The organism is Type-D symbiont of Plautia stali (assembly GCF_001485335.1).
Classification (GTDB): Bacteria; Pseudomonadota; Gammaproteobacteria; order Enterobacterales; family Enterobacteriaceae; genus Pantoea; species Pantoea vagans_C.
Genome location: NZ_BBOC01000010.1, coordinates 25,723 through 46,615, shown reverse-complemented (window position 1 = coordinate 46,615; position 20,893 = coordinate 25,723). Strand labels below are relative to the sequence as shown.

16 protein-coding genes are annotated in these 20,893 nt (G+C 54.8%); 9 read left to right on the top strand and 7 right to left on the bottom strand.

The features are described 5' to 3' along the window. Positions 1–94: 94 nt before the first annotated feature. The 3 genes from PSSD_RS05175 (at position 95) to dusC (ending at position 3,162) form a co-directional block, all read left to right on the top strand. Complete coding sequence (locus PSSD_RS05175) at positions 95–487, top strand: YbhQ family protein (RefSeq protein ID WP_039336588.1); 393 nt, start codon at positions 95–97, stop codon at positions 485–487. Positions 488–822: 335 nt separating this feature from the next. Then, positions 823–2,202, top strand: a complete 1,380-nt coding sequence (rhlE, locus tag PSSD_RS05170) for an ATP-dependent RNA helicase RhlE (RefSeq protein ID WP_039336584.1) — start codon at positions 823–825, stop codon at positions 2,200–2,202. A gap of 3 nt (positions 2,203–2,205) precedes the next feature. Beyond that, positions 2,206–3,162: a tRNA dihydrouridine(16) synthase DusC gene (dusC, locus tag PSSD_RS05165; protein ID WP_058969823.1), complete on the top strand. Its 957-nt coding sequence runs from the start codon at positions 2,206–2,208 to the stop codon at positions 3,160–3,162. A gap of 10 nt (positions 3,163–3,172) precedes the next feature. Here dusC and PSSD_RS05160 read toward each other — a convergent pair whose 3' ends face one another. Beyond that, complete coding sequence (locus tag PSSD_RS05160; protein ID WP_058969822.1) at positions 3,173–4,351, bottom strand: glycosyltransferase family 4 protein; 1,179 nt, start codon at positions 4,349–4,351, stop codon at positions 3,173–3,175. Between the two features lie 493 nt (positions 4,352–4,844). On the opposite strand from PSSD_RS05160, the gene PSSD_RS05155 reads away from it, so the two are divergent. Further along, positions 4,845–6,050 carry an MFS transporter gene (locus PSSD_RS05155; protein WP_072214948.1) on the top strand — a complete coding sequence of 402 codons (1,206 nt, stop codon included), beginning with the start codon at positions 4,845–4,847 and terminating at the stop codon, positions 6,048–6,050. On the opposite strand, the gene ppk2 is transcribed toward PSSD_RS05155, so the two are convergent. Together ppk2 and PSSD_RS05145 are read right to left on the bottom strand one after the other, a co-directional pair. Continuing rightward, entirely contained in the window at positions 6,047–6,967 is a 921-nt protein-coding gene (gene ppk2, locus PSSD_RS05150) for a polyphosphate kinase 2 (protein WP_058969820.1), read from the bottom strand. The genes PSSD_RS05155 and ppk2 overlap by 4 nt on opposite strands. A gap of 11 nt (positions 6,968–6,978) precedes the next feature. Then, positions 6,979–8,589 (bottom strand): inorganic phosphate transporter, encoded by a 1,611-nt coding sequence (locus PSSD_RS05145; RefSeq protein WP_039336574.1) that lies wholly within the window; start codon positions 8,587–8,589, stop codon positions 6,979–6,981. Positions 8,590–8,754: 165 nt separating this feature from the next. Between PSSD_RS05145 and PSSD_RS05140 the strand changes: the two genes are divergently transcribed. Beyond that, positions 8,755–9,777, top strand: a complete 1,023-nt coding sequence (locus PSSD_RS05140) for a transporter (protein WP_058969818.1) — start codon at positions 8,755–8,757, stop codon at positions 9,775–9,777. Positions 9,778–9,920: 143 nt separating this feature from the next. Here the strand turns inward: PSSD_RS05140 and PSSD_RS05135 are convergent, their stop codons facing one another. Both PSSD_RS05135 and PSSD_RS05130 read right to left on the bottom strand, forming a co-directional pair. Then, positions 9,921–10,997 carry a L,D-transpeptidase family protein gene (locus PSSD_RS05135; RefSeq protein WP_039336569.1) on the bottom strand — a complete coding sequence of 359 codons (1,077 nt, stop codon included), beginning with the start codon at positions 10,995–10,997 and terminating at the stop codon, positions 9,921–9,923. Positions 10,998–11,194: 197 nt separating this feature from the next. Beyond that, a complete protein-coding gene (locus PSSD_RS05130) occupies positions 11,195–13,009 on the bottom strand; it encodes a glycoside hydrolase family 15 protein (RefSeq protein ID WP_058969816.1) in 1,815 nt (604 codons plus the stop codon). Positions 13,010–13,128: 119 nt separating this feature from the next. Here PSSD_RS05130 and PSSD_RS05125 point away from each other — a divergent pair, with 119 nt between their 5' ends. Then, a complete protein-coding gene (locus tag PSSD_RS05125) occupies positions 13,129–13,908 on the top strand; it encodes an SDR family oxidoreductase (RefSeq protein ID WP_058969813.1) in 780 nt (259 codons plus the stop codon). Here the strand turns inward: PSSD_RS05125 and PSSD_RS05120 are convergent. Next, positions 13,905–14,480: a DedA family protein gene (locus PSSD_RS05120; protein ID WP_039335591.1), complete on the bottom strand. Its 576-nt coding sequence runs from the start codon at positions 14,478–14,480 to the stop codon at positions 13,905–13,907. The genes PSSD_RS05125 and PSSD_RS05120 overlap by 4 nt on opposite strands. A gap of 168 nt (positions 14,481–14,648) precedes the next feature. Between PSSD_RS05120 and PSSD_RS05115 the strand changes: the two genes are divergently transcribed. The 3 genes from PSSD_RS05115 (at position 14,649) to PSSD_RS05105 (ending at position 19,063) form a co-directional block, all read left to right on the top strand. Next, positions 14,649–15,236, top strand: a complete 588-nt coding sequence (locus tag PSSD_RS05115) for a Yip1 family protein (protein ID WP_039335593.1) — start codon at positions 14,649–14,651, stop codon at positions 15,234–15,236. A gap of 218 nt (positions 15,237–15,454) precedes the next feature. After that, entirely contained in the window at positions 15,455–16,393 is a 939-nt protein-coding gene (gene pbpG / locus PSSD_RS05110) for a D-alanyl-D-alanine endopeptidase (RefSeq protein WP_058969863.1), read from the top strand. A gap of 225 nt (positions 16,394–16,618) precedes the next feature. Beyond that, positions 16,619–19,063 carry a DUF3772 domain-containing protein gene (locus PSSD_RS05105; protein ID WP_058969812.1) on the top strand — a complete coding sequence of 815 codons (2,445 nt, stop codon included), beginning with the start codon at positions 16,619–16,621 and terminating at the stop codon, positions 19,061–19,063. Between the two features lie 106 nt (positions 19,064–19,169). Here the strand turns inward: PSSD_RS05105 and dld are convergent, their stop codons facing one another. Then, positions 19,170–20,879: a D-lactate dehydrogenase gene (gene dld, locus PSSD_RS05100; RefSeq protein WP_058969810.1), complete on the bottom strand. Its 1,710-nt coding sequence runs from the start codon at positions 20,877–20,879 to the stop codon at positions 19,170–19,172. Positions 20,880–20,893: the final 14 nt, after the last annotated feature.

The window sequence follows — 20,893 nt, the reverse complement described above, 5'->3', positions numbered from 1 at the left end:
GGGCGTAATCCGAAATTTGCTTTACATTGAGGAAATCCGTCTGGCCGCAGCCAGATACACTTGGGCGACCTGTTGGGTCTGCCAGGAGAAAAGAATGAAATGGTCTAATCGTGTTCAGATTGTTACCGGTCAAACCTGCTTGCATATTGCCATGCACCTGTTGGTGATTGCAGCGTTGGTGTGGGGCTGGAAGCATAAGGCGCTGGTAGAAGTGAGCAGTACCCTGGTAGCCGCTTATGCGTTGGTGTTTATCGCCATGCTGGCTCTGCAGCGTAGTGCCCGTTTACGCCGATTTGGCGATTCTCTGGAAGAAGTGACGACAACCTATTACTTCGGTGCAGCGATGCTGACGCTGTTCCTGATTTCCCGCTTCATCCACAACAACCTGCTGATAGGTTGTTTGGGCGTGGTGATGTTAGTGGGACCGGCACTGGTGTCACTGCTGGCGAAAGAACCCGCGCATCGCGTGGAGAAAAAACGCAGTTAATGTTTGGCGCGGCCATTCGGCCTGCTGTGAAAGAAGGAGCCATTTATGGCTCCTTTTTTTATGGGTAATCAGGTCGCCATCACTGACGACCTGACAATACAGAAAGGCACACATAATGAGTACATCGGTAAAACCTTAGGGGGTGCATTTATGCGCCCCAAGAAAAGATCCTCGCGGTAATGGCTGTCGCAGTCCCAGCCGAAACCTGCTAAACTCTCGCCCTTACGCATGGTAGTTTGTGCCCTTTTCACACGTGAGCCTCAGGCTTGCGTCATATCCCCCCTGAAAACTACATCGCTGACGGCGATCAGGGCGGTTCGGAGTAATACACCTGCATGTCTTTTGACTCTCTCGGCTTAAGTGCCGATATTTTGCGTGCGGTAGCGGAACAAGGCTACCAAGAACCGACGCCAATCCAGCGTCAGGCAATTCCTGTGGTACTGGCTGGCCGTGACCTGCTGGCGAGTGCTCAGACCGGTACGGGTAAAACCGCCGGCTTCACGCTGCCACTGCTGCAGCGCCTCAGTGCAAATCCTTCCACTGCGCGCGGTCGTCGCCCGGTGCGTGCACTGATCCTCACCCCAACCCGTGAACTGGCGGCGCAGGTGGGCGAAAACGTCCGTGAATACAGTCAGTACCTCAACATCCGTTCGCTGGTAGTTTTCGGCGGCGTAAGCATTAACCCGCAGATGATGAAACTGCGCGGTGGCGTCGATGTGCTGGTGGCGACGCCGGGCCGTCTGCTGGATCTGGCGCATCAAAACGCCGTCGATCTGTCTCAGGTTGAAATTCTGGTACTGGATGAAGCGGACCGCATGCTCGATATGGGCTTCATCCACGATATCCGCCGTGTACTGGCGCGTCTGCCAGCCAAACGTCAGAACCTGCTGTTCTCTGCGACTTTCTCTGATGAAATCAAAACCCTGGCGGAAAAACTGCTGACCAACCCAGAACAGGTTGAAGTGGCGCGTCGCAACACCGCTTCTGAGCAGGTTTCACAGCAGGTGCATTTCGTTGATAAAAAGCGTAAGCGGGAACTGCTGTCGCTGATGATTGGTCGTGATAACTGGCAGCAAGTGCTGGTGTTCACCCGTACCAAGCATGGCGCGAACCATCTGGCCGAACAACTGAACAAAGATGGCATTACCGCAGCGGCTATCCACGGTAACAAAAGCCAGGGCGCGCGTACCCGTGCGTTAGCGGACTTTAAATCTGGTGGTATTCGTGTGCTGGTGGCGACTGATATCGCCGCGCGTGGCCTGGATATTGAAGAGCTGCCACACGTGGTGAACTACGAGCTGCCAAATGTGGCTGAAGACTATGTACACCGTATCGGTCGTACCGGTCGTGCGGCGGCGACTGGTGCGGCGTTGTCGCTGGTGTGTGTCGATGAACACAAACTGCTGCGTGACATCGAACGTTTACTGAAGCGTGAAATTCCGCGCATCGAGTTGCCTGGCTTTGAAGTCGATCCAAGCATCAAAGCGGAGCCGATCCAAAACGGACGTCAGCAGCAAGGTCGCGGCCAGGGCCGTGGTCAAGGCCAGGGGCGCGGACAGGGCGGTAACGTTTCTCGTCCTCACAGCGGTCATGCGCCACGTCCGCAAGGCGAAGCACGTCCAGCGCGTCGTCAGGGCGGCAATGCGGGCCAGGCTGCGCCAGCAGCTAACAGCGGTCGCCGTCGTCCAGCCCCTAAGAAGAGCGGGAATATCTAACCCATGAGGGTATTACTGGCGCCGATGGAGGGCGTGCTGGATTCGCTGGTGCGTGAGTTGCTCTCCGGGGTGAATGATTATGATCTGTGCGTCACCGAGTTTTTGCGTGTGGTCGATCAACTGTTGCCGGTAAAATCCTTTTGGCGTTTGTGTCCTGAGCTGCACAACAGCAGCCGCACCCCTTCCGGCACGCGTGTGCGTATGCAGCTACTTGGGCAGTATCCCGAGTGGCTGGCAGAAAACGCTGCGCGTGCGGTGGAACTCGGTTCCTGGGGCGTGGATCTCAACTGTGGTTGCCCGTCAAAGCTGGTTAACGGCAGCGGCGGTGGGGCGACGCTGCTGAAAGATCCTGAGCTGATCTATCGCGGTGCCAAAGCGATGCGTGAAGCGGTGCCTGCCCATCTACCGGTAACGGTTAAAGTACGCCTGGGCTGGGATTCCGGTGAGCGCCGCTTCGAGATTGCCGATGCGGTACAGCAAGCTGGGGCCAGTGAACTGGTGGTGCATGGCCGTACCAAAGAAGAAGGCTACCGCGCTGAAAGCATCAACTGGCAGGCGATTGGTGAGATTCGCCAGCGCCTCTCGATTCCGGTGATCGCCAACGGCGAGATCTGGAGCTGGCAGGATGCGCAGGATTGTCTGCGCATCACCGGTTGTGATGCGGTGATGTTAGGGCGCGGTGCGCTCAACATCCCCAACCTCGGCCGTGTGGTGAAGTACAATGAAGCGCCTATGCCATGGTCCGAGGTGGTTGAACTGCTGCTGAAATACACCCAGCTAGAGAAGCAGGGCGATACCGGCATGTACCACGTGGCCCGCATCAAACAATGGCTGGGCTACCTGCGTAAAGCCTACGACGAGGCCGATGGGCTGTTCAGTGAAATCCGTACCTTACGTGTTTCCGCTGAGATCGCCACAGCGATTGAACGCCATGCGCAGCAACTGACCGCACACGCATAGCGCCCCTTCATTATTTAAACGCTGCTGTATAGTGTGTCTGCTTACTGGATGCGTAAAAGCGGACCATCTGCTCACTGAATTTCACCGGGTCATGGTGTTCCGCAATTCTTTGCAGTGATTGCGCGGAGTACTGGGTAATGAGCCCCGGATTACGCAGAATATCCACGATATGACCTTTCAACTGCTGCACGATCTGGTGGCGAATATCCTTTTTGCGCTCTTCTGAGTCAATCACATACTCATGCTCATCATTTAATGGCTGTTGAATAAGCCAGCCTGCACCTGCTGGATTGATCTCGGGTAAGGCACGAACATTGGTGGTGATCACCGGGCAGCCGCTGGCCTGCATTTCCAGCACCGAGAAGCCATAAGTATCCTGCCAGGTGGGGAGTAACCCCACGTGTGTACGTTGCAATAGCGCCAACACCTGATGATTGGGTAATGCGCTAAAGTGCTGAATATGCGGCGATGTTTTGATTAGGTGTTCAATACGAGTATAGAACGCCTCATCATCCTGAAATTGGCGATGGGCAATATTATGTCGCTGCGAGAGATCGCCAATCAGGGTCACCTGAATCTGGCTGCGAGTGAAAACATCCTCTTCAGTCAGTTGCGAAATCGCCAACACCACTTCGGCCCCACCCTTGCGATAGAACTCACTGCCAACGAACGTGAAGTGAATTTTTCCCGGTGAAATTAAACGCGGTTTTACACACAGCAACGGCTGAGGAGGATGGAGAATACGCAGTTTATGGGCCGCTGCCGCCTTGATGGCAGGGAAAGCCTCCAGCAACTTCAGTTGGATGTTAAAGGTCGCTTGTGAGATGGCAATCAGGTACAAACATTCATCTCTGGCGATTAATGCCAGTTGCGAGTGCAAGTCGGGATTAGCGGTTTTTTCCACGCCGGGCACGGGCAACACGCGAGGGATTTCAGTCTCAAAGGTGGCGATCCAGTTTCTCTTGGTATGGGCAACTTCGTTAAAGAGATGAATGACATCTGCGTTGTGCGGCAGTAAGCCAGGCAGCGGATAAAAGATGAATTGCTTATTTTTATGTAGCAGCCTGGATCTGACAGCGTTCAAATAAAAATAAATGTTCTTTTTCCGGCAATCAATATACTGGTGGTGAGGGTTAGTGATGATATTTCTTTTTTCAGGATATCCGCTTCCACTGATGATTATCTTCATAATCTCTCCCGGCAGGTAGGGTACAGAGTGAAATAAAAATATGTCGAACAATGAGAAGTTACGCGCGCTGAAGAGGTATGTTACTCACTGAAAGTAACCACCTGGATTTGATTTTATAATCTGTAACCTAAGGCTTGATGGCGACAGAATCTATGGCTAATGCGGATGTTCAAATATCACTCGCGTTAATGATTGAAATCCAATCTGCTTACTGTCTGGTTTTGCTATAAATTTTTTCTGATAAATGCTCAATGAGCCTGCCAATAGGGGGATTTTTCAGATTTGTCATGTCTATGGTTTAAAAAAACTAAATTAAATTCGCTTATTAAAGTTAATTAATAATAAGTATCTGGCATTTGATATTATTTAGTGCCTGAGATTGTTGTTTGCATACGGAATTACGCTATTACATAGTTCCAGCTAAAGTCAGGTTCAAGATGAGCGCTGTTCGCGCTATAGTAGTGGCCTACATTCATCTGTAATGCCATCACTTATGTCAGACGCCGCTGTACTGAGCCATGCTCAGTTAAATAAACGCATCATTTCCGTCATCATCTTCACCTTTTTCTGCTATCTCTCGGTGGGGTTGCCATTGGCGGTACTCCCCGGATTTGTGCACAACCAACTGGGCTTCAGCTCGTTTATTGCTGGCTTGATCATCAGCCTGCAATACTTCGCGACCCTGCTTAGCCGACCTCATTCCGGGCGCCTGGCCGATCGTTATGGCCCCAAACGCGTGGTGATGATGGGATTAGTGTGCTGCGGTATGAGCGGCGTGCTCTCCATCATCGCAGCGTTGTTTAGTGATGTGCCGATGCTGAGCCTGGCGCTGCTGGCCGCAGGCAGACTGTTCTTGGGCGTGGGCGAAAGCTTTAGCAGCACGGGATCAACGCTCTGGGGCATGAATATTGTTGGGCCATTACAAACCGCACGCGTCATTTCGTGGAATGGTGTTGCCACCTATTTTGCCATGGCAATCGGTGCGCCATTGGGTGTGTTGCTCAATCAGTGGTTTGGCATCAGCGGCTTTGCTGGCCTGGTCGCGGTAATGGGTGTGGTGGGTTTCTGGATGGCGAGTCGCAAAGCGCCTGTTAAGGTCACTGCCGGCGTGCGCATTCCGTTCCACCGGGTGGTGAGCCGCGTCTGGCTGTTTGGTCTGGCGCTAGGGTTTGGCACCATCGGTTTTGGCGTGATTTCCACCTTCATTACGCTCTATTTCGCCAGCCGCGACTGGAGTGGCGCGGCCTTTGCTCTGACGCTATTTAGCCTCGGGTTTGTGCTGGTGCGCCTTGCGGGCGGCCGTTACATCACGCGGTTTGGTGGCATTAAGGTATCGCTGGTGTCCTTTGTACTGGAGTGTGCAGGTTTGCTGCTGATTTGGCAGGCAGACAGCAGCTGGCTGGTTGATATTGGCGCCTTCCTGACCGGCGGCGGATTCTCATTGGTGTTCCCGGCGTTGGGGGTCGAAGCGGTGAAACGCGTGCAGCAGCAGGATCAGGGATCGGCGTTGGGCACCTATTCGGCCTTTCTTGATTTAGGGCTAGGACTAACCGGACCGGTGGCGGGTTTACTGATTGGTCATTGGGGCATGCAGTCGGTTTATCTGGCCGCGGCACTGATGGTATTAGGCGCATTCCTGATTACCTTGCGCTTGCAACAGCAGCACGGCCGCCAGGCGACCGTGCCCACGGTGAATTAGTACTTTTCTGGCACCACCATGTTTTCCGGGACCGGTGCGCGGCGATAATCTTCATGACGTTCGCGCATCGGTAACATAATCGTTTTCGATTCACTCTCTTCGTACGGCACTTGCTGCAACAGATGGCTAATGCAGTTCAGTCGCGCACGTTTTTTATCGACGCCTTGCACCACCCACCATGGCGCTTCAGGGATGTGAGTCCGTTCCAGCATCTCTTCTTTCGCTTCGGTGTAGTCTTCCCAACGACGACGGCTTTCGAGATCCATCGGGCTGAGTTTCCACTGTTTCAACGGATCGTGAATACGACTGAGGAAGCGCAGTTCCTGCTCTTCGTCAGTGATCGAGAACCAGTACTTGATGATCTGAATGCCGCTGCGTGTCAGCATTTTTTCGAATTCTGGTACGCTGCGGTAGAACTCTTCTACTTCAGCTTCGTTACAGAAGCCCATCACGCGTTCAACGCCTGCGCGGTTATACCAGCTACGGTCAAACATCACGATCTCACCGGCGGCCGGCAGATGTGCGATATAACGCTGAAAATACCACTGAGTTTTCTCACGATCGTTAGGCGCGGGCAGGGCAGCCACACGACAGGTACGTGGGTTCAAACGTTGTGTTATACGCTTGATCACGCCGCCTTTACCTGCGGCATCACGGCCTTCAAACAGAATGACCACACGATGCCCGGTACGCATCACCCAATCCTGCAACTTCACCAGTTCGCCTTGCAGATGCAACAGCTCGCGGAAGTAGTGGCGACGGAAGGCTTTATCACCTTCTTGCTGGGGGTCGCCGTTATCCTTGAAGCGCAGATCATCCAGCTCCATCTCCAGCTCTTCGTCGTAGCTGTCATAAAATTCTTGCAGCAAACGCGCATTAAACGTCTCACTGCGGAAGTTATTGTCGTGTGTCGCCATGATTTTCCCCGTTACAGATGAATAAACAGAGCGTAAAGCAGCCCTGAAAGTAAGACTGAGACCGGCAGCGTCAATACCCACGCCAGCGCGAGGTTACGGATGGTGGAGAGCTGCAGGCCAGATTTGTTGGCCGCCATAGAACCGGCTACGCCCGATGAGAGCACGTGTGTGGTGGAGACCGGCAAGCCGAAGACGTCAGCCGCACCGATGGTGGCCATGGCCACTAATTCAGCACTGGCACCCTGGGCGTAAGTCAGATGGGTTTTGCCGATACGTTCACCCACGGTGACCACAATGCGACGCCAACCCACCATGGTGCCGAGGCCGAGGGCGATCGCCACCACCACTTTTACCCACATCGGGATAAAGCGTGTGGCCGCATCCAGTTCTTTCTTCACGGCAGTGAGGTTACTGGCGATCTCTTCTGGCACCGGCACTTTGGCGGATTGCAGATGTTTGATGGTTTCCGAGGCGAGGTACATATCGTTACGGGTGTTGGTCACCGCCTGGGCCGGAATGTTCTCTACCGAACCGTACTGACGAATTTGCTCGCCGATATCACCCAGCATCATGCCCAGCGCAGGCAGAACCTGTGGGCGGTTCTGGCTGGTGCGCACGAATTCCGTCAGGACTTCGCGTGGAGCAGGCATCGCGGCGGGAGGCGGCTGCAGCGCCAGTAACTGCTGTTCGGTGACCTGGGTTAACGCGGCAACGCGTGGGATTTGGTCTGGCGGCAGTGAGCGGTTCAGGGCATAGGCAATCGGCATGGTGCCGACCAGAATCAGCATAATCAGCCCCATCCCTTTCTGCCCATCATTCGAGCCGTGGGCAAAGGAGACGCCGGTGCAGGTCAGGATCAGCAGGCCACGGATCCACGGCGGTGGTGGCTGGTTGTCTTTTGGCGCTTCATACAGCTGGCGATTGCGGATAAAGGCTTTCATCGCCAACAGCAGCAGGGCGGCGCAGATAAAGCCGACCACCGGTGACAGCAGCAGGGCGTAGCCCACTTTGATGGCCTGATCCCAGTCTACGCCGCTGGTACCACTGCGGCCGTGCAGCAGGGCATTGGCTACGCCCACACCGATGATCGATCCAATCAGCGTATGTGAGGAAGACGCAGGCAAGCCGAAATACCAGGTGCCGAGGTTCCAGATGATTGCGGAGAACAGCAGGGCATACACCATGGCAAAGCCGTTGCCGCTACCCGCTTGCAGGATCAGCTCGACGGGCAGCAGCGAAATGATGCCAAACGCCACCACGCCGCTGGAGAGCAATACGCCCAGGAAGTTACAGAAACCAGACCACACCACGGCCACACCCGGTGACAGAGAGTGGGTGTATATCACCGTTGCGACGGCATTGGCGGTGTCATGGAAGCCGTTCACAAACTCAAAGCCGAGGGCAATCAATAGTGCGACCCCCAGCAGCAGGAACGGCGTGTAGCTGGTGACCGGCGCACCTGTCTCTTCTACGTCATTGAACAGATTGATCGCGGTAAAGAGCAGGCCGGCACACAGGAGTATCAGGAAAATGATACGTGAGACACGACCGCTGCCTTGGTTAAGATTCGGACGTCCGCTAGGAGACGATGATGTCGATGCAGGTAAACTGTTTTCAGCCATAACACACCCCGGTGTGGATTGACGATGCTCGAACGGCATCCGTTACTGGCAGTGTGATACGTGGTTTGTATGACAGAATGATGATGGCGATCACAGTGTGTCATCTTGCTGTAACACGGCTGTCGCAGTCTGTGGATCTGACCGCTCCGGGATCCTCACGCTGCCATGTTCCAGCCTGTCTTGCCGCTTGCCTCACTGCCGGATTTCAATAATGAAGTCGCTGGCCTTATTCATGGTTACTTATTCACACCGGAAGCGCCGCCACAAAGGCTTAACGCGCGTGAGGCCTCGCAGCTTGCACAACAAGAACTGCCCGAATCTTACTTTCTGTGGCTTCACATCAACCTTAACCACGCGCGCGCTGAGCGCTGGGTTCAGGACCACTTTAGTGTTGATAATGATTTTTTCGACGAGATACATTCCGCCTCGCCGCGCACCCGTTTAGCCCATCAAAACGATGCGCTGCTGGCGGTACTTAATGATGTGACTTTCAGTAAAGAAGAGCGCAGCACGCAGAACGCCACGCTGTGGATTTGGTGCTGTGCACACGTCATCGTCACTGCACGCTATCGGCCGGTGGGGATGATTGAACGCATGCACCAGCAAATTGACCGGCTGGAATTTAGCGAACCCGATGCGATGCTGTTGTGGCTGCTGGGCGAGCAGGAAGCACAGTTGGAGCAGGTGGTGCGCCGTTCCAGCCAGGCGGTGGATGCGATTGAAGAACGACTGCTCAGTGCGGCGATTAAAACCAACCGCAGTGAACTGGGGCACCTGCGGCGTATGTTGCTGCGTGTGCAACGTTTGCTGGCCCCCGAACCCGCGGCGCTGTTCCGTTTACTGAATCGTCCACCTAAATGGCTCAAGCGCGAACCGCTGTCAGAACTGCGCATTTTCACTGAAGAGTTCAGCGTCGCGCTCAGTGATTTGGCGGGGCTGATGGAGCGCATACGTTTGTTGCAGGAAGAGATTGCTGCCAGCCTGATGGAACAAAGCAACCGCACACTGTTCTTGCTGACGGTGATTACGGTGCTGGCGCTGCCGATTAATATCGTGGCGGGTTTTTTTGGCATGAACGTCGGCGGCATTCCGCTGGCGAATAACCCGCACGGTTTTCTGCTGTTAGTGATTGTGGTGCTGGTGTTCACGCTGGTGGCAGGATGGCTGGCGTTAAAGCGAAGAATGTAGTTTACGGTCGGCTTCAGGGCCAGTGCGCAAAAATGCGCACCCTACAAAAACTGTGCACTGTTGTAGGGGCGCCATTGATGGCGACCGCCCACAAAAAAGCCAGCCTCACCGGGCTGGCTTTTTACTGTAACGCTTAGGCGAGATTACAGGCTGTTGCCGGTCGCAGGTTGAGCAGCAGGGGCTGCATCAGTTTGCGGTGCAACGGCGCTGGCGCCTTGCGGGGTCATTGGCTCTTCTTTCGGCTGTGCGTCAGAAGACTCCTGAACCGGCACTGGAGCAGGCATCACTTCGCCCTGTGGACCGTTGATCTTAGTTGGCATACCGTTACGCGCCTGGATAGCGTTGTTCACGGCATCCTGGTTGGTGCTTGCATCGGCAATCACTTTGGTCACAGCAGCGGTCAGCGTAATTGGCACCACTTCACGAGAGTTAAACTGCTCTTCGGTAGTTGAGAGTGGGTTGTGCACCTCAACATAACGAGAACCGTCTGGCTCAACGGTGGCTTTCACCGGCTGATCGATAAACTGCACGCGCGTGCCCACTGGCACATTGTCGAACAGCCATTTGATATCATCAGCACGCAGACGCACACAGCCGTGGCTCACGCGCAGGCCGATACCGAAGTTGGCGTTAGTGCCGTGCACGGCATAAAGACGGCCGATGTACAGCGCATACAGACCCATTGGGTTATCTGGACCCGCCGGGAACACGGCTGGAATGCTTTCACCACGTGCAGCGTATTCTGCATGCATCGCTTTGGTCGGCGTCCAGGTTGGTCCCGCTTTCTTACGCTGAACACTGGTCGTCCAGTTGACTGGGGTGTCTTTACCCAGTTCGCCGATACCGATTGGCAGCACAACAACGGTCTTGGTGCCTTTCGGGTAGTAGTAAAGACGCATTTCCGCGCTGTTGATCACGATACCTTCACGCGGCGCGTCAGGCAGGATCAGTTGCTGTGGGATCACCATTTTGGTGCCAGCTTTAGGCAGATAAACATCCACGCCCGGATTGGCTTCCAGCATATTGCTGAGGCCCATCTGATACTGTGCAGCAAAGGCTTCCAGCGGAAGACGGCTGTCATCAGGCACGGTGATTTCAAGGTTTTCGCCGATCAAACGGCTGTTAGCCGCTGGCAGCGGATAGACTACTGCAAATGCCGACTGGCTGAACGCCGCCAGTACCAGGGCGAGTGAAGCGAACGCGCGAATGCTCTTTTTCATGTTTTTCAAGTCGTTATGGCCGTGTTTCAGGCTTGTCAGTGTGTCGAATCCATCTCGGTCTTAATGACCCGGTGCGCATTATATGTGCATAGGCGCAAAGATGGGAATCATGATTTTCGTTGGCTGAAGATACTTTACCCAAATAGTGGTATTTACCAGACTATTCTCTTTGCTGTGTCGCCCAAAATGTGAATTTCTTAAGGCTGCCACAGCGTCACTTCATTGCTCAATTTACGGTTGAGGAAAAAAGCGGCACTGATCAATGCCAGATGTGACAATGCCTGCGGCATATTACCCAGTGCTTCCCCGTGCGTGGTGAATTCCTCCGCATAAAGCCCCAACGGATTGGCATAACTCAGCAGCTTTTCGAACTCAAAATGCGCCTCATGTACCCGCCCGGCACGCGCCAGACACTCGACATACCAGAACGAACAGGCAGCAAAAGAGCCTTCACCTCCGGTTAAAGCATCGGCAGGCGTCTCACTAATGTTATAGCGCCGCACTAAACCGTCGCTCACCAAATGGGTTTTAATCGCATCCAGCGTGGCGATCCAGTCGGGATCGGTGGAGCTGACAAACCGCACCAGCGGCATCAACAGCATTGATGCATCGAGGAATTTTCCCCCACGGGTGGCGGTGAAGTGTCCGAGTTCGGGATTCCAGAAGTTTTGCCAGATATCGTCGCGGATCTCGCTGCGCACCCGATCCCAGCGCTCATACGGCATCGGCAGTGAGCGCTTCAGCCCCAGGCGCAGTGCGCGATCCAGTGCGACCCAACACATCAAACGTGAATGCAGGAAGTGTTCCGGCTCGCCGCGCATCTCCCAAATACCGGCATCGGGCTGGTTCCAGTTCGCGCAGACATAATCGATCATGTTGGAAACATGGCGCCAGCCGCGCTGTGAAATCGCCTCACCGTATTTGTTCGCCAGATATACCGCGTCCATCAGTTCGCCGTAAATATCGAGTTGAGTTTGTCGCCACGCATCATTACCGATGCGCACCGGACGCGAATTGGCGTATCCAGAGAGATTCAGCAGTTCGGTTTCATGCAGTTCCGTCCCGCTGTCCAGACGGTACATCACTTGCAGATGCGGGGTGTCGTCATGGCTGTGCTCCACACAGCGTCCTACCCAATGGGTAAAGTCACGCGCCTCTTCCACATAACCCAACCGCATCAGCGCGTACATGCTGAAGGAGGCATCGCGGATCCACGAGGCGCGATAATCCCAGTTGCGCTCGCCGCCCAGCTCCTCCGGCAAACCAAAAGTGGCGGCAGCGGCGATAGAACCGTGCTGTTTGGAGGTCAGGAGTTTTAACGCGAGAGCAGAGCGTGTCACCCTTTCCTGCCAGCGACCGCGATAGGTGCTGTGGCTACTCCAGTGACGCCAGTAGTTCAGGGTCTCACTGAAGCATTGTTCGGTGGCGATTTCCGCAACGAACGGATCTTCATCACTGCCAAACACGAACTCGGCAGACTCTCCCGCTTTCAGGGTAAAGGTTGCCACTGCGCTGTGGTTTTCCCGCGTCATCACTACCGTGGCACTGAGACGCAAGGTGGGCTGACCTTCCGCAAGAAACGCGATGCCGCCGGGGCGTAATTCGGTGTGGGTGTCGGCACGGGCATAATCATGGCGCGGTGCGCACAGCAGATGAAAGTTGGCCGATCCGCGCACCATTTTTACCCGACGTACCAGACGCGGCACTTTATTGGGTTGATCGCAGATGGGCATGTAATCGGTGATTTCCGCCACACCTGCGTCGCCCAGCCACCGGGTTTGCAGGATGTTGGTGTCCGGCAGGTAAAGCTGCTGCTGGCGGGCATTTTTCCAGTCGGGTGCCAGCGAGAACAATCCCGCTTCATCGCCGTCGAGCAGGGCGGCAAACACTGAAGGGCTATCGAGTTCGGGCCAACAGAGATAATCGATGGTGCCGTCATTGGCGATGAGTGCACAGGTGCGTAAGTCGCCGATGACACCGTGGTCATCAATTTTGCGTTTAATGGTGCTCATGTGGCCTCCCTTGGCGGTATCTGATTGTTAACTATAGACGAAAAGCTTTTTTCAGCTGGGGCGGGGCACGGAAGGATAACTTCTATACTGTGAAGACACCCTTCACGCAGGAGAAAGTTATGGCATTAGGCAAACAGAAAGTGGCGGTGGTCACCGGTGCGGATTCAGGAATAGGCCGCAGCTGCGCTGTGATGCTGGCTGAAGCGGGTTACACCCTCGGCATTACCTGGCGCTCAGATGAAGAGGGCGCGCAGGAAACGGCACGGCTGGTGGAGAGCAAAGGGCAGGTGGCGCAGGTAAGGCAGCTTGATCTCTCCGACCCACAAGAAGGTGGCAAGCAACTGACGCAGTTGATCAATTCATTGGGTCGTATTGATGTGCTGGTCAACAACGCGGGCGTGATGCTGAAAGCGGATTTCCTCGACGTCACCTTTGAAGATTGGCGTAAAACCTTCAACGTTGATGTCGATGGCTCTTTTATCTGTGGGCAAATTGCAGCGCGTCATATGGTTGATCAAGGGGATGGCGGGCGCATCATCAACATCACCTCGGTGCATGAACACACCCCGCTGCCCGATGCGACAGCCTACACCGCAGCGAAACATGCGTTGGGCGGATTGACCAAATCGATGGCGCTCAGCTTGTTGCCGCACCACATTCTGGTGAATGCCGTGGCGCCAGGCGCGATTGCAACGGCGATGAACAACCTGACTGACGATCAGGCTCGCAGCACGCGCATGCCGGAAATCCCGATTGGACGTCCCGGCGATACGCGTGAAGTGGCGAGTTTAGTGGCGTGGCTCTGTTCCGAGTGGGCCACCTACACCACCGGTCAATCCTTTATCGTTGACGGCGGTTTTATGCTGGCCAATCCGCAGTTTAAGGGCTATCACCATTAGCCCGCCCGGCGGTGATTCCATCGGCGAATGACATAACGCAGCACGATGCCGAACACAATCGCCGCCACCAACCACAGCAAGTGTTTGAAGTGCTGGTCAAGCTTGTGCAGCCACGGCGTGATGATTTCCCCCGCAAAGTAGCCGAGAGTCACGAAGATCAGCGACCAAATGGCCGCACCGATGACGTTGAGCACAAAAAAGCGCAATGGTTTCAGACGGCTGGTGCCGATGATGATCGGGCCGATAATGCGAAAACCGTACATAAAGCGCACGCCGATGACAAACAGGCTAGGGCGCTTTTGAATCAGGTGATTGGCCTTGCGAATGGTGTCCTGATGTTTACGAAAACGGCGCAGGATGCGCGTGCCATAACGGCGACCCAACCAGAACAGCAGTTGATCGCCAATAATCCCGCCGGCCATGGCGGCCAATACCACCCCAGTGAAGTGCAGCAAGCCTTCATGCGCCGCCACGCCGCCCAGCAGAGTAAAGGTTTCCCCTTCTGCGATACAGCCAATCAGCAGCGCCAGATAGCCATATTGCGTAATTAATCCATTGATATCGAGATGCAAATTCTCCTCCCTGTCGTGAATGAATCAGGTAACAGTTTATACGCCAGTGGCTTTTTTTGTGCCGCTGTCCGCAAAAACAGCAGCGCCGATTATACTTGAAGGGAAGCTGCCTGAGTTGGACAGTCTGATAGCTGGAGGGGCAGCCCATCGCATCAGAGGAGTGATTTTATGAATCATGTCTGGGGTCTTCTGGCGCATCCTAACCAGGAAATGCGCGATATCAAGCAAGAAAACGAGAGCGTTTCGCACCACTACACCCACCATGTTTTGATGATGGCCGCGATCCCGGTGATTTGCGCCTTTATCGGTACCACACAACTGGGCTGGAATCTGGGCGAAGGGCAGTTTGTTCAACTCAATCTACTGACCGGCATCGGTCTGGGCATTCTGTTTTATCTGATTATTTTAGGTGGCGTGGCGGTGATGGGCCGCGTCATTCACTGGATGGCACGCAACTATCCGCAGCGCCCAAGCATACCGCGCTGTACCGTGTTTGCAGGCTATGTCGCAACACCGCTGTTTATCAGCGGTCTGGTGGCGCTCTATCCACTGGTGTGGCTGTGCGTATTGGCAGGAGCGGTTGCTCTGCTTTACACCGGCTATCTGCTGTATGTCGGCATTCCGGTATTCCTCAATATCGACCGGGAGGAGAGTCTGCGTTTCTCCGGTTCAACGCTGGCCATCGGTGTGCTGGTGTTTGAAGTGCTGCTGGCGTTGACGGTGGTGCTGTGGGGTTATGGACCGCGATTGTTCTGATGGGCGGTTGCCATAAATGGCAACCCTGCAGATAAATCATGGAATATAAGGTCGTCATTTATGACGACCTTTTTTTAACGCCCGGAAACAATCTACCTAAGAAATTTCGCAGGGAAATGGGTATGATGCTGCTGCCAGCCCGCATCCCGTCTGGTTTGATGCGTGCGGCCTGTGTTTCAAGCACAGCGCAAAACTCCTTACCGGATTTTCCTGACACGATGTCTGTAAAAATGCGTATTTCCTTGCTGTCGCTGGCGCTGTTTGTCGCCGCGCCCGCAGCTGTAACACCTGCACTGGCCGCGCCTGCTGCGCTATCTAATCTGGCGCCGATTGCGCAACCGCAAATCGCCTCCGGCAGTGCGATGATTGTCGATCTTGAAACCAACAAGGTGCTGTTCTCCAGCCACCCTGATCGTGTACGTCCGATTGCGTCGCTCACCAAGCTGATGACCGCGATGGTGGTGTTGGATGCCAAGCTGCCGATGGATGAAATGCTCTCCGTCGATATCAGCCATACGCCCGAGATGCGCGGTGTGTTTTCACGCGTCAAACTGAACAGTGAAATTAGCCGTCGCAATATGCTGCTGCTGGCGCTGATGTCCTCGGAAAACCGTGCTGCCGCTAGCCTGGCGCATCATTATCCCGGTGGTTATGATGCCTTTATCCGCGCCATGAATGCCAAAGCGCGCGCGCTGGGTATGACGCACACGCATTATGTTGAACCGACCGGTTTGTCGATTCACAACGTCTCGAACGCGGAAGATCTGATCAAGCTGGCCAAAGCCACACGTCAATATCCGTTGATTGGTGAATTGAGCACCACTAAAGAAGACACCGCCGTATTTAAGCATCCGAACTATGCCCTGCCGTTCCGCAACACCAACCATCTGGTGTACAAAAATGACTGGCGTATTGCGTTGACCAAAACCGGTTACACCGATGAAGCGGGTCACTGTCTGGTGATGCGCACGGTGATTAATAACCGTCCGGTCGCGCTGGTGGTACTGGATGCCTTTGGTAAGTACACCCACTTTGCTGATGCCAACCGTCTGCGTGACTGGCTGGAAACCGGCAAAGCGGCACCGGTGCCGGCTGCTGCCTTGGCGTACAAGAAACAGAAATCGTCGCAAACGGCCAGCGCTGCTGACGTGGAGTAAAGCGTCTGGTTTGGTCGCCATCAATGGCGACCCTTCAGGCTATGCACGTTGTTATGTAGGGTCGCCATTGATGGCGACCTTTTTAAAAATGAAAATCCCTTATCGTCAGCACCAATGTTTTACCGCTTCATTCCTATAGTTTCCGTTTCGGCTACGCTCTACACTGGCCGCCATTCATTATTAACTGGTATTTATCGGCTGTTATTGCGCTGGAATCTCACTCATATGTTTAAGCTTCGTTCGCTCTTTACCCCAATTTTACTGCTGCTGGTGCTGTTGAGCCCGGCGATCGGCTATGCGGATGACAATGCGGCCGCAGCGGCGCAGCAAGAGGACGTCGCGCCGAAGGTGAATCCTTCCGTTGAACTGCCGAAAATGCAGAAAATCCTCGATAAAATTAAAGGCCAGGTGTCCGGTGATACTAACGAAAACCAGCTCAACCAGCTCAATGAGATGGCGCTGGAGCTTTCGGGTAATGCAGACACCCTCGGTCAGGCGTTGATCCCGCAACGTCAGCAGCTGGATGCACAGTTGGCGGTACTGGGGCCCGCCCCGAAAGCGGACAGCGGCGTGAAAGAGACGCCTGAAGTGACGCGCAAACGCTCCTCGCTGGAAAGCCAAAAAAGCAAACTGGACGATCAGATCAAACAGGCCGAAGGGATTAAGAACGGTGCGCTGGTGCTCTCATCGCAGATCGTTAACCTGCGTCGCGATCAGTTGAAAAGCCAGTTAGCCTTAAATTCCGGCAGTATTCTGGGGCCGAAATTCTGGTCACCGCTGGTGAGCCGTCAGGATCTCGACGGCGAGAAGATCAGTGATTTTATCGCGGAACTGCAAGACACCGCAGCGCTCTCCTGGGAGCCAGGCTGGCGTTTTGGCACCATTGGCTGGTTGATTGCGGCGATGCTGGTGATGACACTGGGCCGTCGCTACAGCGAAGAATTTCTGGCGTGGGTAAGCATCCATAAAATGCCGGAAGGGCGCTTGCGTCGCAGTTTCCTGGCGGCAGCCATTGCGCTCACCACCCTGGCGGCCGTGGTGCTGACGTTCAACTTTATTGCGCTGGCATTTACCCGCCGCGATGAAGTCTCTACCGATGTGCAGGATTTTGTTGAGCGTCTGGTCCAGCTCAGCGTCTATTGCGGACTGATTGCCGGTTTAGGCCGTGCGTTCCTGTCAACCCGCCGTCCAAGCTGGCGTTTGCCGAGCATCTCCAATGAAGTGGCGCAGGCGTTAAAGCCGTTCCCACCGATTACCGCTGCGCTGGTGTTTGTCTTCCAGACCGCTGAATCTTTCAACTACAGCGTTGGCACCAGCCTGAATACCACTATTTTCGCCAACGGACTGACTGCACTATTGATCGGTAGTACGGGACTGGCGATCAGCATGCGTACCAACCGCGTGCGTCGTCGCATGGTGCAAGAGGGCAATGCCCCCGAGGCTCGCCCGACCATTGTGGGTTTAGTGCAGCTGGCGCTGACCATTACGGCACTGGCGATTCTGATTTCACTGATCATCGGTTACGTAACGCTGGCTCGCTTCCTGAGTTATGAAGTGATTTGGTGTGGCATTTTGTTCGGCTCATTCTACTTCCTCAGCCACTTGGTGAATGATGGCTGCGAGAGTCTGTTTTCCACCAATAATGCCACGGGCAAACGTCTGCAGGGCTCGTTGAATATCGACGAGCGCCACTTGCAGCAGGCCGCTACGCTGCTGGCGGCAGTCGGCAAAACGGTGCTGATTGGCTTTGTCGCGCTGGCGTTGCTCAATGGCACCTTTGCTTCTTCCACCCCGATTGAGCTTATCCAGAAGGTGATTGAATTCTGGGGAGGCAAAGGGCTGGAGTCGCTGAACATTGTGCCGGCGCACATGGTCAATGCGATCCTCTGCCTGGTGGTGGGCATCTACGTGCTGCGCTCAGTACGCCGTTGGCTGGATAAAGATTTCCTGCCAAAAACCACCATGGATGTGGGCATGCGCGTGTCGCTGGTGACGCTGTTCAGCAATATCGGGTATGTGCTGATCATCTTGCTGACGCTGTCGATCATGGGCCTGCAGTGGAACAAACTGGCGTGGATCGTCAGTGCCTTGTCAGTCGGTATCGGTTTCGGCTTGCAGGAGATCGTGAAGAACTTTATCTCCGGTCTGATTCTGCTGACTGAACGCCCGGTTAAAGTGGGCGACCTCGTCAGCATTAGCGGTATTGAAGGGGATATTCGCCGCATTAATGTGCGTGCCACCGAGATTCAGCTCAGCGATAAATCCACCGTGATTGTGCCAAACTCGCAGCTAATCTCGCAAAACGTGCGTAACGCCACTATGGGCAATGCGCAGGGTGTCGTGACCATTTTACTGACTTTCCCACTCGATATTGATCCGGTGCGCGTGCGCGAAATTTTGCTGGAAGTGTATCAGGAGAATGAACGTATTCTGGAAACGCCCGAGCCTTCGGTATCCTTTAAAGACCTTACGCCTGCAGGCATTGTGCTGAGCGTCACCGGTAACGTGGCCAGTCAGCGTCAGATCTCAGGGGCGAAAAGTGATTTGCTGTTCGATATACTGACGCGTCTGCGCAAAGAGGGCATTGTGCTGTCTACGCCGCAAACGATGATTATTGAGCGCCGTGCGTTGCCTGCAACTGTGCCGGATGAAGGGGAGCAACTGCCTTAACAGCATGGACGGCCTCAAGGCCGCCCCTACGACGATGGGTGTAGGGTGCGGCCCTTGGGCTGGCAGAATATTTTGTAAGGTGCGCATTGATGCGCACCTGGATTTTTCAGACCTTCACCGCCCATCCTTTCTGCTTACTGGTTTTGCCAATCCCCGGATTAAAGGTATTGGTCGGGTCCAGTTGCCGGTAAAACGCCTGCAGCTGCGGTTTCGCCAGATACAGATGTCCCACATTGTGCTCCGCTGGATACTCCGCTCCGCGTTCGCTGAGGATCGCCAGCATCTTCTCTTTTAATGCGTGGGCATCAACGCCTTTCTTCACGATGTAATCCTGATGGAACACGTGACAGAAGAAGTGACCGTAATAGAGGCGATGACTGAGGTCATGATCAAACTCTGGCGGCAATCGCTCAAACCAGTCGTTGTCATTGCGGCGTAGTGCGATATCCAGTGCCAGAATATCTTCCACTTCATTGGCATGTACGGCGTGATAACGCACGGCTGCACCGGCTGCGGCAAAACGATGCAGGAAGGCATGTGCACCCTCTTTGGCATCGCAGGCAAAAAACTCGCCACCGCCTTCGCGGAAGTATTCGTGCAGATACTCTTGCGCTTCCGCCACGCCTTCACCGGACATTTTCAGCATCAGATGATGCTCAAACTTATCACGATACTGTTTCATGCGTTTGGGCAGGTGCGCAGGCAGCCAGCCGCTAATACGTTGCAGCAGGCGATCGGTGAGATGCGGTTTGACGAAGCTCAGTTTAGCCAGCCAGGCGTCGACACGGCCTTTTAAGGTGAAGAACAGTGGCATTTTATCGGTGCCGAGTTTGTCGATCATCACGAAAGTATCTTTGCCGTACACCTCGGCGATATCAAAAATATCGCGGTGCATATATTCGCCCGCGACCGGTAAATTTTTGAATTCTGCCAAAATATGACGGCGCAGATCGCCCAGCACCGCCGGATCGTTGGTGCCGATATAAAACACCTGTTGCTTGGGTTCGGTGGGGAAGGTGTCGAGACGCACGGCGAACACCGCCAGTTTGCCCGCGCAGCCAGAAGCTTCAAACAGGCGACGTTCGTCGGCGTTAAAACGGGCTGGCGTATCCGCATGGATATCGCGCACTCGCTCTGCATACTCATGGTCCGAAGCATGACGTTCATCCCAGCGCACATCGTTCTGCTGCCAGCGGTCGTCATCAAGACGGCCGAGTATCTCTTCCGGCGAGTGGCCGAGATCCATCCCCAGATGGTTCACCAGCTTCAGTTTGCCGTCGGCGTCAATCTGCGCGTAGAGCGCCATTTCACTGTAAGCCGGACCGCGTTTGATCAGCGAACCGCCAGAGTTATTACAAATTCCGCCCATCACCGATGCGCCGATACAGGATGACCCGATCACCGAGTGTGGCTCGCGCCCCAGCGGTTTTAACGCTTTTTCCAGTTGATACAGGGTACTGCCGGGGAAGGCGAGGATCTGGTTGCCGCCATCAATCAGCTGCAATTTGTCGAGACGCAGCGTGCTGATGATCACCACCGGACGATCGTAATCGTTGCCGTTGGGGGTAGAACCTTCCGTCAAACCGGTGTTGGCCGCCTGCATCAGGATCACCGCATCGGCCTGCACCAGTGCCTGGAGTACACGCCACAGTTCCAGCAGTGTACCTGGAAACACCACCGCCAGCGCATCGCCCTCGCCTGAACGAAAGCCTTTACGGTAGCGCGCGGTCTGCTCCGCTTCGGTTAACAGGTGTGAAGGTCCGACCAGGCGGCGCAGCTCAGCAAGCAGTGTAGGGTGTGAGGTGTTGTTATTCATGAACCTGTCCTTGT

Coding starts and splice junctions, on each gene's coding strand:
- PSSD_RS05175 (WP_039336588.1), top strand. CDS start 95: ATGAAATGGTCTAATCGTGTTCAGATTGTTACCGGTCAAACCTGCTTG.
- rhlE (WP_039336584.1), top strand. CDS start 823: ATGTCTTTTGACTCTCTCGGCTTAAGTGCCGATATTTTGCGTGCGGTA.
- dusC (WP_058969823.1), top strand. CDS start 2,206: ATGAGGGTATTACTGGCGCCGATGGAGGGCGTGCTGGATTCGCTGGTG.
- PSSD_RS05160 (WP_058969822.1), bottom strand. CDS start 4,351: ATGAAGATAATCATCAGTGGAAGCGGATATCCTGAAAAAAGAAATATC.
- PSSD_RS05155 (WP_072214948.1), top strand. CDS start 4,845: ATGTCAGACGCCGCTGTACTGAGCCATGCTCAGTTAAATAAACGCATC.
- ppk2 (WP_058969820.1), bottom strand. CDS start 6,967: ATGGCGACACACGACAATAACTTCCGCAGTGAGACGTTTAATGCGCGT.
- PSSD_RS05145 (WP_039336574.1), bottom strand. CDS start 8,589: ATGGCTGAAAACAGTTTACCTGCATCGACATCATCGTCTCCTAGCGGA.
- PSSD_RS05140 (WP_058969818.1), top strand. CDS start 8,755: ATGTTCCAGCCTGTCTTGCCGCTTGCCTCACTGCCGGATTTCAATAAT.
- PSSD_RS05135 (WP_039336569.1), bottom strand. CDS start 10,997: ATGAAAAAGAGCATTCGCGCGTTCGCTTCACTCGCCCTGGTACTGGCG.
- PSSD_RS05130 (WP_058969816.1), bottom strand. CDS start 13,009: ATGAGCACCATTAAACGCAAAATTGATGACCACGGTGTCATCGGCGAC.
- PSSD_RS05125 (WP_058969813.1), top strand. CDS start 13,129: ATGGCATTAGGCAAACAGAAAGTGGCGGTGGTCACCGGTGCGGATTCA.
- PSSD_RS05115 (WP_039335593.1), top strand. CDS start 14,649: ATGAATCATGTCTGGGGTCTTCTGGCGCATCCTAACCAGGAAATGCGC.
- pbpG (WP_058969863.1), top strand. CDS start 15,455: ATGTCTGTAAAAATGCGTATTTCCTTGCTGTCGCTGGCGCTGTTTGTC.
- PSSD_RS05105 (WP_058969812.1), top strand. CDS start 16,619: ATGTTTAAGCTTCGTTCGCTCTTTACCCCAATTTTACTGCTGCTGGTG.
- dld (WP_058969810.1), bottom strand. CDS start 20,879: ATGAATAACAACACCTCACACCCTACACTGCTTGCTGAGCTGCGCCGC.